Raw genomic sequence first — 13,098 nt, 5'->3', positions numbered from 1 at the left:
CCCAAAAATCGAGAGTAAACGACGCTTCGCCCTTTGTTTACAACCACTAACCTGCCCAAGTCCGCCAGTAAACGACTTCCTAATGCGATTGCCCTGGCGTTACCCGCATAGACCGCGAATCACGATGGATTGCCTGTAGACTAAGCGCGCGTCGGGCGCGCCACTTGCTCGATGTTCATGGTTCGGATCCGACATCGCGCGAGGGTAACCGCATCAAATGGAGTTCGTGGCCGGGAAAGGGCGACGCTTCGTCGGCCGTATTTATCGTCTGCGGGTGGCGGGCGCCGTGCTGGGTTTCCCATGCGTCGGGTCCGCATTCATGCAGCAGCATCGCGGCGTCGTGCTCTGGGTGCTGCTCGCGCTGTACTGCTTCGCGTGGCCGCCCATCGCGCGCCGCGCTGCGCTGGCCGCCGAAGTGCCCTACCGCGGCGAGCGTCTCAACCTGATGATCGACGCGGCGTTCGGCGGCTTATGGGTCGTCGCGATGCGCTTCAATATCCTGCCGAGCGTGCTCGTGATCGCGATGCTCAGCATGGGCAATATCGCCGCGGGCGGCCTGCGGCTCTTCGTGCGCGGCATTGCCGCGCATGCGCTCGGCATCGCCGTCGGCGCGCTGCTCATCGGCGTTGCACTCGATCCGGTTTCCACGCTGCCCACGCTGATCGGCTGCGTGCCGATGCTGCTGCTCTATCCGCTGGCGCTCGGCTGGGCCACTTACCGGATGTCGCAGAAGCTCGCGCAGCGCACGCGCGAACTCGAACTGCTGAGCCGCACCGACGGCCTGACTGGGCTGCACAACCGGCGTCACTGGGAAGGACTGCTCGCCGACGAATTCGAACGCTGTCGTACCGTCGGCTATGCGTCGTGCTTGCTGCTGATGGATCTCGACCACTTCAAGCGCGTCAACGACACGCTCGGCCACCCCGCGGGCGACGCGGTGCTCCAGGCGTTCGCCGACATGCTGCGCGCGCAGTTCCGCGGCAGCGACATGATCGGCCGCTACGGCGGCGAGGAATTCGGCGTCGTGCTGACCGGCGCGACGCTCGCCGAAGGCGAGGCCATTGCCGAGCGCTTTTTGCGCCACGTGCGCGAGACGTCGGCGGGACAGAATGCGCGCTGCCCGTGCACGGTCAGCGCCGGCATCGTGCAATGTACGGCAGACCTGCCCGACTATCACAGCTGGCTGCTTGCCGCCGACCAGTGCCTCTACGACGCGAAGGTGCGCGGCCGCGATCGTCTGGTGGTGGGCGGCAACGCGCGGCACAACGAAACCGATACGTCGGACTTCGAAATGGGTCACTAGGCGATGTGATGCAACGCGCATGACGCATCGTGCGCATGGCCGATCTGGCGCTGTTATGCGAATGCTTCATCGCAGCGCTTTCCTGTTTTTATCGCTACCGTGTGGTGCGCCGCCCTCAATTTCGGCGGCGCTCGTCCGTAAACAAGGTCAGGCCTCCAGAGCCAGAATGACTCTTCGCAGCGGACCTGAGACCGCGGCAGACGTTACCGCCAAACCAGACGACCGCACCATGACACGCAAGCCGTTCCGTTTCGTGCCGACACACGGCGCCCGCGCCAGAGCGCGCGAAACCGCGGAATACGCCCATGCGCGCGTGCGTGTCGACGGGTTGCGTCTGCGAACGCATCGAGTCGCCGACCAACGGGCCAGCAATTGAAACTGTCGCGCTTCCGCTTTCATCCACTCCACGGCACGCCCGCGTCCGCTGATGCCGCCGACGCGTCTGCCGATGCCGCCGACGTGCCGACGCGCAACCGGCCGTTCCTCGCGCACTTCGTTTCGTGGTACATCGCCCGCCAGCAGGCGCATGGCGTGGCCACTGCGCTCGCGGTCGCACTCGGCGTCGGCGTTGCGACGCTCTTCATCTGTTTTGCGACCGTCACGGGACTGTTCCCCACCACGCGCGCGAACGTCGATTCGATCGCGGCGGCGGTGTTCGGCACGCTGCTGCTGGCAGCGGGCTGGCGCGTCCATCTGGCTGCGCGCGACCGCGAAGCCGCGGCGCTCGCGCTTGCCGGCGCGCTGCTCGACACGAATCAGGAATGCATGAAGCTGTTGAGCCTCGACGGCCACATGCTGCGTCTGTCGGAGTACGGCGCGACGCTGATGGATCTCGCGTCGCCGCACGACATCACCGGTGCGGACTGGCTCGGCTTCTGGAAGGGCGACGACCGGACCGCCGCGGACGCCGCGCTGGCCGGCGCGCGCGACGGCCGCCGCACGTCGTTCCGGGGCTGGTGCAACACGGCAGCCGGACGCCCGAAAGCGTGGGATTGCCGGCTGACGCCCGTATTCGATGCGCGTGGCCGCGTGCTCGCGGTCATCTGCGCGTCGACGGACATCACGAGCGAAGCTGACCTCGAAGGGCAGCTGCGCGCGCGCAACGAGCTGCTGTCCGAGATGGAAGAGCACGTGCGGATGGTGTTCTACTCGTGCAGCGCGAACTTCGAATTCTTCCATCACATCACGGCGGGCGCGGAGCGCGTGTTCGGGCTCGACAGCAGCGTGTTCCATCGCGATCCGACTGCGTGGCTCGAGCTCGTGCATCAGGACGACCTCGCTCCATTGCAGGCGGAAATGCAGCGCGTCGCGATCGAGGCGACCGAAGGCCGCGCGCAATACCGGGTTCACAAGCCGGACGGTTCGACGCGCTGGCTGCGCAGCACCGGCTATCCGGTACGCGACAGCGACGGCGCGGTGCTGCGCATCGTCGGCGTGACGGAGGATGTGACGTCCGAGGTGGAGCATCTCGCGGCGCTCGATCGTCTCGCCTATACGGATTCGCTGACAGGCCTCGCGAATCGCGCGTCGCTGCTGCGCGAAATGGAAGGACGCTGCGCGAGCGGCGAGCCGTTCGCGCTGATGTTCGTCGATCTCGACCGCTTCAAGGTGCTCAACGACACGCTCGGTCACGTTGCCGCCGACCGCCTGCTGAAGGGTGTCGGAGACGTGATCCGCACGGCGCTGACGGGCGATGCGTTCGTCGCGCGGCTCGGCGGCGACGAATTCGCGATCGTGATCGGCTGCACGGTGGACCGCGCAGTGCTGTCGCGGATGGCGGAGAACCTGCTGTCCGCGCTGCTCAACAGCCGGCTCCAGGATCGCACCGGCGCGTTCATGACGGCGTCGATCGGCATTTCGCTGTTTCCGGAGAACGGCGCCGATCACGAGGCGCTGCTCAGCAGTGCCGACGTCGCGATGTACGCGGCGAAGAAAGCTGGCCGCAACGCGTTCCGCTTCGCAGGCAAGGAGGCGGCCGATACCATCGGCGACTTCGAACTGGAACGCGATCTCCCCGATGCGCTCGCCACCGACCAGTTCACGCTGCACTACCAGACGATTCACGAGCCGGGTTCGCTCACCGTGCACGGCGTCGAAGCGCTGATCCGCTGGAATCATCCGGTGCGCGGCTTCCTGCTGCCTGGTGCGTTCATTCCGATGCTCGAAGAAACGGGACTCATCGCGGAGGTCGGCGTATGGGTGCTCGACCACGCGCTGCGGCAGCTCGCCGGCTGGCGCGCGCAAGGAGCGACGGATCTGTCGGTGGCGGTGAACGTGTCGGCGCGGCAGCTGGGCGGCGACGCGATCGTGCGCGAGGTCGACCGCGCGCTGAAGCAGTACGGCATTCCGCCGTCGAAGCTGGAGATCGAGCTGACCGAAACCGCGCTGATGCAGAACCCCGCGGACGCGAAGCAGGCCATCGTCGCGTTGAAGCGGCTGGGCGTGCGGATCGCGATCGACGATTTCGGCACCGGCTATTCGAGCCTCAAATACCTCGCGGATTTCGCGCCGCATACGCTGAAGATCGACCGGCATTTCACGTCGAGGCTGGGCCATGACGCGGCGCCGACGGCAATCGTCGAAGGGATCATCACGCTCGCGCGCAAGCTCGGCATCAAGGTGGTCGCGGAAGGCGTCGAGGAGCAGATGCAGCTCGACGTGCTGCGCCGCGCGCAGTGCGATTATGTGCAGGGTTACTTCCTTGGCCGTCCGCAGGCGCCGGAGCAGGTGGAGCGGCGCTGGGCGAGCGACGCCGGCCTGCCGGTCTGAGCGCGCGGTTCACGACTTTATGCACGCTTTTTCCGCGTTCGCGTACTTTTAAAAATTTCAGGTTATGCTCGTCTCGTGTGGTATGCACGAGCGCGACGTCACTCCGCGTGCCGGCGGTTATCCCTCGTGCCTCGCCGCTTCGTCCTTCACATCGTTTTCTCCCCCGGGTCGAAGCCAGACAAAACAAACCATGACGAGGGGTTCGACATGGCTGACCTCACGGACATCCAGCACGTCGTCGTGCTGATGCTGGAAAACCGTTCGTTCGACAATCTGCTTGGCTTTCTGCGCCCCGCGAGCGACAGCTTCGACGGCCTGCTGGGCCGCACCGATCTCGCGGTACCGGTGGATGGCGGCGACCACGTGAGACCGTGGACCGCGCAGATCGACACCGCGCTGAAGACGCTGCCGAGCCCCGATCCGGGCGAATCCTTCGACGACATCACGCAGCAGCTCTACAACGGCGAGCCGACGCATGGTGTGGCGCCGATGAACGGCTTCGCGATGAACTACGCGTCGCGTGGCGGCCAGCCGCACGACATCATGCATTGCTATACGCCCGACGACGTGCCGGTGTTGAGCCAGCTCGCCAACACGTTCGGCGTGTGCGACCGCTGGTTCGCGTCCGCGCCATGCCAGACCTGGCCCAACCGCTTCTTCATGCATTGCGGTACCGCGCACGGCTACGAGAACAACACGCTCGACGCCTTTCCGTTCCCGATGCAGACGATCTTCAACGAGCTCGACGGCGTCGCGCCGTGGAAGATCTACTTCCACGATTTTCCGCAAACGGCGCTGCTGTCGAAACTATGGACGCACTTCGACCGCTTCCATAAGTTCGAAGCGTTTCTCGCGGATGCGAAGGCTGGGCAGTTGCCGGGCTACGCGTTCATCGAGCCGATGTATTTCCCGCACGAGCACATGCCGAACGACATGCATCCGCCGCATGACGTGCGCTTCGCGGACCGGCTCGTCGCGAGCGTGTACAACGCGGTGCGGCAGTCGCCGAACTGGCCGAAGACGATGCTGATCGTGATGTTCGACGAACACGGCGGCTGCTACGACCACGTGCCGCCGCCGGCCGCGACGCCGCCCGAGCCGATGCGGCCGGGTCAGACGTTCGGCTTCGACCGCTTCGGCGTGCGCGTGCCGGCAGTCGTGATTTCGCCGTACACGTCGAATGCGGTGCTGCGCGCACCGGGCCCGCAGCCTTTCGACCATACGTCGATCAGCCGCACGTTGCGAAGCTGCTTCGGCTTGAAGACGCCGCTATCGGCGCGCGAAGCGGCCGCGCCGGATCTTTCGATCGCGCTCAATGCGGCGTTCGATGCGAACCGCGGCCCCGCGTCGATCGAACTGCCGCAGCAGGAGATCGACGACACCACGCTGACCAATGCGCGCGGCGGCCCGCTAACGGGGCTGCAAACGCTGCTGCAGACCGCCGCTTCGAATCTTGCGCCGCTTAGTGAAGGCGAGGCGATCGATCAGCATCTGCAGGCGCTGGTGAGGACGCAGATCGCGATGGCGAACGGCATCCAGAACGCGCTGAATGGAGTGAACGGGGAGAATGAAAACAGCGCCGCGAACGGCGCTGTTGATGTGAATCACGCGAATGGCACGATTGCGGTGACCGTAGCGAACGGCACCAGCGCATCGCATTCGTCGATCGCCGCGGAAGCCGGCGCGGTTGGCGCCTTCGTACGCGAAGTGATCGACGGGATACTCGCGCGGTTCAAAGGCGACGCTCACTCGGCGCGCGCGGCCTCGCGCTGCTGAGCCTGCTCCTGCGCGTGTTTCTTCGCGAGATGATGGCCGACGATGCAGCCGCCCACCGCGCCAACCACTGCGTGATGGCCCGCATAGTGACCGGCCACGCCGCCCACCACCGCGCCCTTGACGCAGCCCGCCGCGTTCGCGGTGCCGATGGAAGCGAAGGCCGCGAGGCCGAAAGCGGCGGCCGCCATGGCAGCCTTGATGCGTGTCGAGATCACACTGACTCCTGGTTGAATAGTGTTGCTTGAGATGGCGGCGGCCGTCTGCAATTCAAGAGCGGCTCGCTGCATGTCGACACCATTGCCGACGTGCCGGCGTTAGTGCGGGTAGCCATCGAAATCAATAGCCCCAGCGATGATGCTCGCGCCACTCGTGTTCACGCCACGCTTCGTGCCGGCGCCATTCGTACTCGTGCCAGCGACGCTCGCGCCAGTACTCGCGGTGGTCATAGCCGTAGTAGCCGTAGGCAACGGGCATCGGTGCGGGCGCGACGACGGGTCCCGGCACGTCGAGTCCCACCGCGACGTTGACGTGAGCGGAGGCGGCCGTGGAGGCTGCCAGAACGGCGATACCCAATGCTGCGCCGATGATCGTCTTCTTCATGTCGACTCCTTGCACTTGCGTGTCGTGTCTGTGATGACGGTTGCAGTGTAGGGTCGATGTCCGGACACAGGTGCTACGGGGATATCAGTTTGGTAACGGTGGATTACGATCTCCATGCAATCGATGGCGACGCAACGTGACGACATCACGCGACGACGCAAAGGCAGCAGTCCGCGCATTGCTCTAGACTCGAAGGGGTCATCCACTCCGGGAGCAGGCATGAATGCGCAGGCGATCAAGGCATTGGTGTTCGACGTGTTCGGCACCGTCGTCGACTGGCGTAACGGCGTCGCGCGAGAAGCGGCGCCGCTGCTGCAGCGTCATGGTTTGACGCTCGATCCGTTCGAGTTCGCCGATGCATGGCGACGCGAGTACGGTCCCGCGATGAACACGATTCGCAACGGACAGCGTCCGTTCGTGAGGCTCGACGTCCTGCATCGCGAGAATCTCGACAACGCGTTGCGCGCGCTTGGTGTGGATGCGGGTGCGATCGCCGCGCACGAACTCGACGAGCTGAATCTTGCGTGGCATCGGCTGGACCCGTGGCCCGATTCGATCGAAGGTCTCTTGAGAATGAAGCGGCGCTACATCATCGCGCCGCTGTCGAACGGCAATATCCGCTTGATGATCGATATGGCGAAGCGCGCCGCGCTGCCGTGGGATGCGATTCTCGGCGCGGAACTCGTGCAGATGTACAAGCCGTCGCCCGATGTGTACACGAAGACCGCGGAGATTCTCGGGCTCGCGCCGCATGAGGTCTGCCTGGTCGCCGCACATAACGGCGATCTCGCGGCGGCCCGCAACTGCGGTCTCGCGACCGCATTCGTCCCGCGGCCGACCGAGCACGGTCCCGGGCAACGCACCGACCTCGAAGCGACGCAGCCGTGGGACTGGATCGCCGCCGACATGAACGACCTCGCGACGCAGCTCGGCTGCCAGCGCTAAGGAAGCCACATAGAGCGATGGCATGGACGGCATGAGCGAAAGTCATTTTTATAGTTAAGGGTAAACCCTTAAACTCGACGCTTCTTCACCTTCGCTGGCCGTCATCGAACGCTTTCACGGGTACGGGCTCGCAGGCTCTTCGTTCTGGACATTGCAGGCATCGTTTCCATGTTTCGCTCGCAACATCGCAAATCGAGGTACGGTTCGCGCCGTTGGTTCTACGACGGTCTCTATCCGCTCCTCAACGCCATCTACCGGAAGCGGCCGGTGTGGATGGTGTCGTTCTCAATCAGCGAGGCGAGTCTCTCCGAAGGCTTGCGGGCCGCGTGCGCGTCCACCGCGATGCTCGCGCTCGGCGATGTGCTGCACAACCCCGTGTTCGCATGGGCTGCGATCGGTGCGTTCTGGACGTGTCTTGCCGACGCGGCGGGATCGAACCGCGCGCGGTTCGCGTCGATGCTCGGCTTCGCGCTGCTGTCCACGCTGTTCGGCGGCGTGTCCGCGTGGGCGTCGGGCGTGGGCATCTGGCCCGCGGCGCTCGCCGTGTTCGCGTTCACGTTGATTGGCGGCTTTGGCCGCGTATGGGGCGCGGCGTCGTCGCAGGTGTTCATTCTCGCGGCCACCGCGTGCGTGGTGATGGTCGACCGGCCGCTGCATGACGTGCACGGCGCGTTGACTTTCCTGAGCGTCTATTTCGCGGGCTGTGTGTTCGCGATCGTGCTGAGCCTGACGGTATGGCGCATTCATCCGTTCGCCGCCGGCCGTGCGTCGATCCGCGCAGTGTATGTGCGGCTTGCGGACATCGCGCTCGACGGCGCGCGGCTGCTCACCCGCGATGCCGGCGCCGCGCAATGGTCGACCCACGCCGCGAATTTCCGCGCCGACGCACGCGCCGCGCTCGAACGCGCGCGCCAGGTGCTGTCGCGTGTGTCGGCCCAGCGCAGCCGCGGACGCGGCACGTACGAAAACCTGCTGATCCTGCTCGGCGAAGCCGAGAGCCTGTTCGCCTACCTGATCGCCATCTCCGGCGCGAGTGCGAACGCCCGCGCGAACCTGAGCGATGCGGCGCGCGCGGCGCGTGTGCTGACCGCGATGGGCGCGGTGCTGCGCGAGATCGGCGAACAGGCGGACGACGAACCGTGGATCTATCCCGCCGACTCGCAGGCGCGCCTGCATCGCCTCGCGCGGCGGCTGGAGTCGGCGCTCGTCGAACCGGTGGTGCTGAAGTCGGACGCGGAGCTGGTCGATTTCGCGCCGGCGCATTCCGTCGAAGAGCAAGGCTGGCTCGCGAGCGCATTGGATGCGCTCAACGACGCATGGTCGACGCTGAAGGCGAATCTGTCCGTGCAGTCCGTCGGGTGCCGTCACGCGGCGCGCGTCGGCGTTACCACCACGGCCGCTTTCCTTGTGATTCGCGCGCTCGGTTTGCCGTTCGGCTACTGGGCCACGATGGCGACGCTGCTGATCCTGCAGCCGTCAGTGGGCGCGACGTGGCCGCGCAGCATCGAACGCGCGGCAGGCAGCATCGTCGGTGGCTTGCTGGCCGCGGCAATCGGCTTCGCGATCCACTCGCCGCTCGTGATCTCGCTGGCGGTATTCCCGCTCGTGATGGCGACGATGGCGTTGCGGCCTGTCAGCTACAGCCTGTTCGTGCTGTTCCTCACGCCCACGTTCGTGCTCGTGGCCGACTTCGCCGAGCCCGGCGCGAACGGCCTCGCGTTCGCGCTCACGCGTCTCGGCAACAATGTGCTCGGCTGCGGGCTCGCGCTCTGCGCGACGTTTCTGCTGTGGCCGACGCGCGAGCGCTTTGATTCGCGCGCGTTCCTTGGCAATGCCGTGCTCGCGAATCTCGCGTACCTGAAAGCGGCGCTCGATCCCGCACGCCGCAGCGACCGTGAGCTCGAGCATCTGCGACGCGCGGCGGGCCTCGGCAGCAACAACGCCGAGGAAGCGGTCAACCGCGCGCGGCTCGAAAAACTCGAGGACTCGATGGCGGATACAGTCACGTCGACGGTGCTCCGCCTGCTGCGACGCATGGCCGGCACCGCGGCGCATCTACGTCTGAGCGCCGGCAGACGAGCGCCCGCTGCGGAACTCGCCGCGTGGGTCGCGGCGGCGAGCGGTCATGTCGAAGCGTGCCTGAATCGCAGTCTCACGCCGGTGACGCTCGAACTGCCCGCGCGTGAGCGCTTGTCGTCGCTGGAAGCGGAAGCCGTTGGTGAAATTGCGCTGCTGCTACGGCTGTTGACCGAACGCATGCGCGAAGCGAGAGGTTAGCGCTTCAGGCACGCGAGCACATGCGCGTGCGTGAGGCCCGCTGCGCGCCTACTGTGCGATACCTACTGCGCGACTGCGACGCCGCAGAACCAGTCGGCGGCGCGGGCGCTGGCCGGTTTCATCGGGTCGTGTTCGGCGATCGCCGCGTTGCACGCGAGCATTGCGGTCTGGCCCGTGCTGGCCGGCGTACATTCGCGCGGCGGTTGCCACGCGACTGCGCGCATCAGCGATTGCTTCGGAAAAGGCGTGCTCTGCGGCGGCGGATTTTTTGCGCCGTCGTCATCGGCGGGCGACTTGCCGCTGTCATCCTTCGACAGTTGCGCAAGCTGTCGCGTCAACTCTTCCTCGCGATTCCAGTACCACGTCAGCAGACACGTCTTGTCCGAGCAGTTCGTTTCGCGCCACTGCCAGTCCTGATCGCGCTCCGTGCGCAGCGCGCGCCGGTTTTTCGTCACGCTCTGCACGTTCTGGTAGAGCGCGCCTAGTTGATCGTCGGCCGCGGAGAGTTCCGGGTCGTTACAGATCAACTGCTCGGTGGGCGAATGCGCCTTCCTGCAGTCGAAGCTGACCGCGTGCGCGGCAAGCGGGAACAGCAGGCAAGCTGCTGTCAGGAGAGAACTGGCCAGCTTCATCGATTGCTTTCCCCACGCATTGGCAACGCTCATTGGCACACCACCGCACATCCCAGCGCCGCGACACCCGCGGCTGCACCCACCGCGCCGCCAAGCAGAAAGGTCTCCGCCGACGTCGCACAACCTTCGAGGCACAACGCTGCAACCAGCATCGCGCAGATGACAAGCTTGCGCATGTCACGCTCCATTCCTTAACCGTGCAGGCATCGTAGGTGGGAGCACCGTCGGGCAGTGGGCCAAGCATCCAGCTGAAACGACGACTGCTTACTAAAAGTTTCTAGAAGGTCGCGGGCCGGCGCTCCGCAGTTCACTGCGCTACGCCCAAGTTGCGTTGCCGGTCGCTTCCACGCGCGCAACATGTCCGGTAAAAACGGCTGAAATCGGACTGTGACGGTGAACTCAAAGCATAAATTACCTGATTTAAGTCCGCCTTAATTGGAGTGCATTGAGATTTGTGTGAAATCTGAATTGGGAATTGTTAAAGCGCCAGTGTTATTGTGATATTCGTCTAACTTTAGTTAAAATCCTTCGACACTGAGAGGGCTTGAATAAAGTACGGGGCAGTAATATGGACGCACAGGACATACTAAGCACGATAACCGGGGGTGTAATCCAGCAGGGGCGCCTGCTGAAGCTCGACACGCCATTGGGAAGTAACGTCCTGCTGCCGCAGCGGCTAATTGGCCGTTCACGCATGGGTCGCCACTACGAATTCGCACTCGACGCGGTTTCCGCATCGGGCACGATCGAGCTCAAATCGCTGATCGCGCAGCCGGTCACGCTGTGGATCCAGCAGACGGACCAGTCTTACCTGCCGCATCACGGTTACGTGCATACCGCGCGGCGGCTCGGCTCGGACGGAAATCTCACCAGTTACCAGATCGGCTTCGCATCGTGGATGCACTTCCTGCGTTTTCGCAAGGACGCGCGCATCTGGATCGACAAGACCGCCGAAAACATCCTGTTCGACGTGTTCACCCAGCATCCGCAGGCGAGGGGAGCGTTCCAGTTTCAGCTAAACCGCACGCCGCCGTCGCGCTCGTTCTGCATCCAGTACGAAGACGACTGGAACTTCGTGCACCGGATCATGGAAAGCGAAGGGATGTTCGGTTACTTCGAGCAAGGAAGCGACGGCAGGTCGCATACGCTCGTCATCACCGATACGATCCTGTCGCTCAAGCCGTTCGATGACAAACTGGTGCAGTTCTATCGCGCGGGCACGGGGAGCGAGACGGATGCGCTGACGCAGTGGTCGGGTGAACGCCGGCTGCAGAGCACGACTCTGACCACACGGACCTATGACTACAAGGGACCGTGGAACCGCAAGCAGACGGGATGGGCTCGCTCGGGCAATCAGGGCGTACTGCCCGAGCAGGCAGAGATCTATGAGTACACGGGTGCCTACAGCTACCAGACCCGCGATTCCGGCGAAAAGCTGATGCGAATGCGGGTGGAAGAATGGGACTCACAGGCCAAACGCTTCTTTGGTGCGGGTGGCGTGCGCCGGCTGGATACGGGCAAATGGTTCGGGCTGGAGAACCATCCCGATCACGCGAACGACAGTCAGCAGAACCGTGAGTTTGCTGTGATCGAGACAGCGTGGTTCATCGAGAACAACCTGCCGGCGTCGAGTCACACGGTCAGTTTCCCGGATGGGCTCAAGGATGAGTTGGATGCGGTGAGAAAGGCACACGAAGATGCCGCTCCCAAGACAACCGGCGATATGCTCGCAGTTACGCATACAGATGGTAGCGAAGGCTTCTTCCTGGTCGAGGTGGAAGCGCAGCGGCGCACGGTGCCATACCGCAGCCCATTCGAGCATCGCAAGCCCGAAATGCACATTCAGACCGCGACCGTTGTTGGCCCGCGAAACGAAGAGATTTACACCGACGAGCTGAATCGGATCAAGGTGCGGTTCCACTGGGACAGACTCAGCATTGGCACGCTCAACTCGTCGGGGTGGGTGCGGGTGGCGTTCTCCGATACAGGTGGCTCATACGGCGGCGTGCATGTACCGCGCATTGGCGAAGAGGTGCTGATCGACTGGCTCGAAGGCGATTGCGACCGGCCCATTGCGACAGGCCGTGTGTACAACGGATCGACCACGCCGCAATGGCATTCGCATGGACTGTTGTCGGGCTACAAATCCAAGGAATGTCAGGGTAACGGCTACAACCAGCTTGTGATGGACGATTCGACCGGGCAGAACCGCACGCAGCTGTTTAGCAGTAGCGCGAATTCCCAGTTGCATCTCGGCTATCTCGTCTCGCAGACGGACAATGCACGTGGTTCGTATCTGGGAAGCGGCTTCGATCTGAAGTCGGATGCGTATGGGGCGGTGCGTGCAGCGCAAGGTTTGTTTGTATCCACGCATCCCGCATCTTCCGCGCAGCCACTTGAAGTGGGTAACGCCAGCTCGCAGCTTGTGAATTCGGAAAGCGTGCTGGAGGCGATGTCGCAGGCGAGCCAGACGCATCAAGCCGAAAGCCTTGGTGACGGGCACGATGCGTTGAAAGCCTTTACCGATGCGATGCAGAACAGCGTCCCAGGATCGTCATCCGGTGGCAAAACGGCAGGCGGTGGCACTGGTAGCGCGAACGCGTTCAAGCAACCGGTGATGTTGTTTGCCAGCCCGTCGGGTATTGCGATGTCGACTCAGCAGTCGGTGCATGTATCGAGCGATCGGCAGACCAATCTTGTTAGGGAAACGCTGATTTATTCGGCTCGGCAGTCATCGCTGACGGGGCCGAGGACGTTGTAGAAAGAAGCTCACGGAACGGTCCCACAGTCATGAAG

Annotated in this window: 9 protein-coding genes and 1 pseudogene; 6 read left to right on the top strand and 4 right to left on the bottom strand. The window is 64.2% G+C overall.

Going from position 1 to position 13,098, the window contains the following annotated elements; genetic code table 11:
• Positions 1-217: 217 nt before the first annotated feature.
• The 3 genes from DVS29_RS36315 to DVS29_RS36305 all read left to right on the top strand — a co-directional run bounded on the left by DVS29_RS36315 (position 218) and on the right by DVS29_RS36305 (position 5,848).
• Entirely contained in the window at positions 218-1,303 is a 1,086-nt protein-coding gene (locus DVS29_RS36315; protein ID WP_118186123.1) for a diguanylate cyclase, read from the top strand.
• 372 nt (positions 1,304-1,675) lie between these two features.
• Positions 1,676-4,072, top strand: coding sequence for a putative bifunctional diguanylate cyclase/phosphodiesterase (locus DVS29_RS36310; protein WP_240655989.1), 2,397 nt, complete (start codon positions 1,676-1,678; stop codon positions 4,070-4,072).
• A 207-nt stretch (positions 4,073-4,279) separates the two neighbouring features.
• Positions 4,280-5,848, top strand: coding sequence for an alkaline phosphatase family protein (locus DVS29_RS36305; RefSeq protein ID WP_118186121.1), 1,569 nt, complete (start codon positions 4,280-4,282; stop codon positions 5,846-5,848).
• On the opposite strand, the gene DVS29_RS36300 is transcribed toward DVS29_RS36305, so the two are convergent.
• Positions 5,818-6,036 (bottom strand): hypothetical protein, encoded by a 219-nt coding sequence (locus tag DVS29_RS36300; RefSeq protein WP_118186119.1) that lies wholly within the window; start codon positions 6,034-6,036, stop codon positions 5,818-5,820. The two genes, DVS29_RS36305 and DVS29_RS36300, sit on opposite strands and share 31 nt — an antisense overlap.
• 148 nt (positions 6,037-6,184) lie before the next feature.
• Positions 6,185-6,448 (bottom strand): hypothetical protein, encoded by a 264-nt coding sequence (locus tag DVS29_RS36295; protein WP_118186117.1) that lies wholly within the window; start codon positions 6,446-6,448, stop codon positions 6,185-6,187.
• 219 nt (positions 6,449-6,667) lie between these two features.
• Here DVS29_RS36295 and DVS29_RS36290 point away from each other — a divergent pair, with 219 nt between their 5' ends.
• Both DVS29_RS36290 and DVS29_RS36285 read left to right on the top strand, forming a co-directional pair.
• Positions 6,668-7,393 carry a haloacid dehalogenase type II gene (locus tag DVS29_RS36290; protein WP_118186115.1) on the top strand — a complete coding sequence of 242 codons (726 nt, stop codon included), beginning with the start codon at positions 6,668-6,670 and terminating at the stop codon, positions 7,391-7,393.
• Positions 7,394-7,561: 168 nt separating this feature from the next.
• Positions 7,562-9,670: an FUSC family protein gene (locus DVS29_RS36285; protein ID WP_118186109.1), complete on the top strand. Its 2,109-nt coding sequence runs from the start codon at positions 7,562-7,564 to the stop codon at positions 9,668-9,670.
• Positions 9,671-9,732: 62 nt separating this feature from the next.
• On the opposite strand, the gene DVS29_RS36280 is transcribed toward DVS29_RS36285, so the two are convergent.
• Together DVS29_RS36280 and DVS29_RS37550 are read right to left on the bottom strand one after the other, a co-directional pair.
• A complete protein-coding gene (locus DVS29_RS36280; protein WP_124800780.1) occupies positions 9,733-10,335 on the bottom strand; it encodes a lysozyme inhibitor LprI family protein in 603 nt (200 codons plus the stop codon).
• Positions 10,332-10,478, bottom strand: a complete 147-nt coding sequence (locus DVS29_RS37550; protein WP_164708086.1) for a hypothetical protein — start codon at positions 10,476-10,478, stop codon at positions 10,332-10,334. The genes DVS29_RS36280 and DVS29_RS37550 overlap by 4 nt, the downstream gene beginning before the upstream one ends.
• A gap of 392 nt (positions 10,479-10,870) precedes the next feature.
• On the opposite strand from DVS29_RS37550, the pseudogene DVS29_RS36275 reads away from it, so the two are divergent.
• A pseudogene (locus tag DVS29_RS36275) lies at positions 10,871-13,042 on the top strand (type VI secretion system Vgr family protein); the annotation flags it as partial.
• Positions 13,043-13,098 lie beyond the last annotated feature (56 nt).

Source organism: Paraburkholderia phosphatilytica, assembly GCF_003443895.1.
In the GTDB taxonomy this organism is placed as follows: domain Bacteria; phylum Pseudomonadota; class Gammaproteobacteria; order Burkholderiales; family Burkholderiaceae; genus Paraburkholderia; species Paraburkholderia phosphatilytica.
Note: the sequence above shows the minus strand (reverse complement) of the source record. Positions and strands in the feature narration are given on the sequence as shown.

Coding starts and splice junctions, on each gene's coding strand:
- DVS29_RS36290 (WP_118186115.1), top strand. CDS start 6,668: ATGAATGCGCAGGCGATCAAGGCATTGGTGTTCGACGTGTTCGGCACC.
- DVS29_RS36280 (WP_124800780.1), bottom strand. CDS start 10,335: ATGAGCGTTGCCAATGCGTGGGGAAAGCAATCGATGAAGCTGGCCAGT.
- DVS29_RS36300 (WP_118186119.1), bottom strand. CDS start 6,036: ATGGCGGCCGCCGCTTTCGGCCTCGCGGCCTTCGCTTCCATCGGCACC.
- DVS29_RS36305 (WP_118186121.1), top strand. CDS start 4,280: ATGGCTGACCTCACGGACATCCAGCACGTCGTCGTGCTGATGCTGGAA.
- DVS29_RS37550 (WP_164708086.1), bottom strand. CDS start 10,478: ATGCGCAAGCTTGTCATCTGCGCGATGCTGGTTGCAGCGTTGTGCCTC.
- DVS29_RS36295 (WP_118186117.1), bottom strand. CDS start 6,448: ATGAAGAAGACGATCATCGGCGCAGCATTGGGTATCGCCGTTCTGGCA.
- DVS29_RS36285 (WP_118186109.1), top strand. CDS start 7,562: ATGTTTCGCTCGCAACATCGCAAATCGAGGTACGGTTCGCGCCGTTGG.
- DVS29_RS36315 (WP_118186123.1), top strand. CDS start 218: ATGGAGTTCGTGGCCGGGAAAGGGCGACGCTTCGTCGGCCGTATTTAT.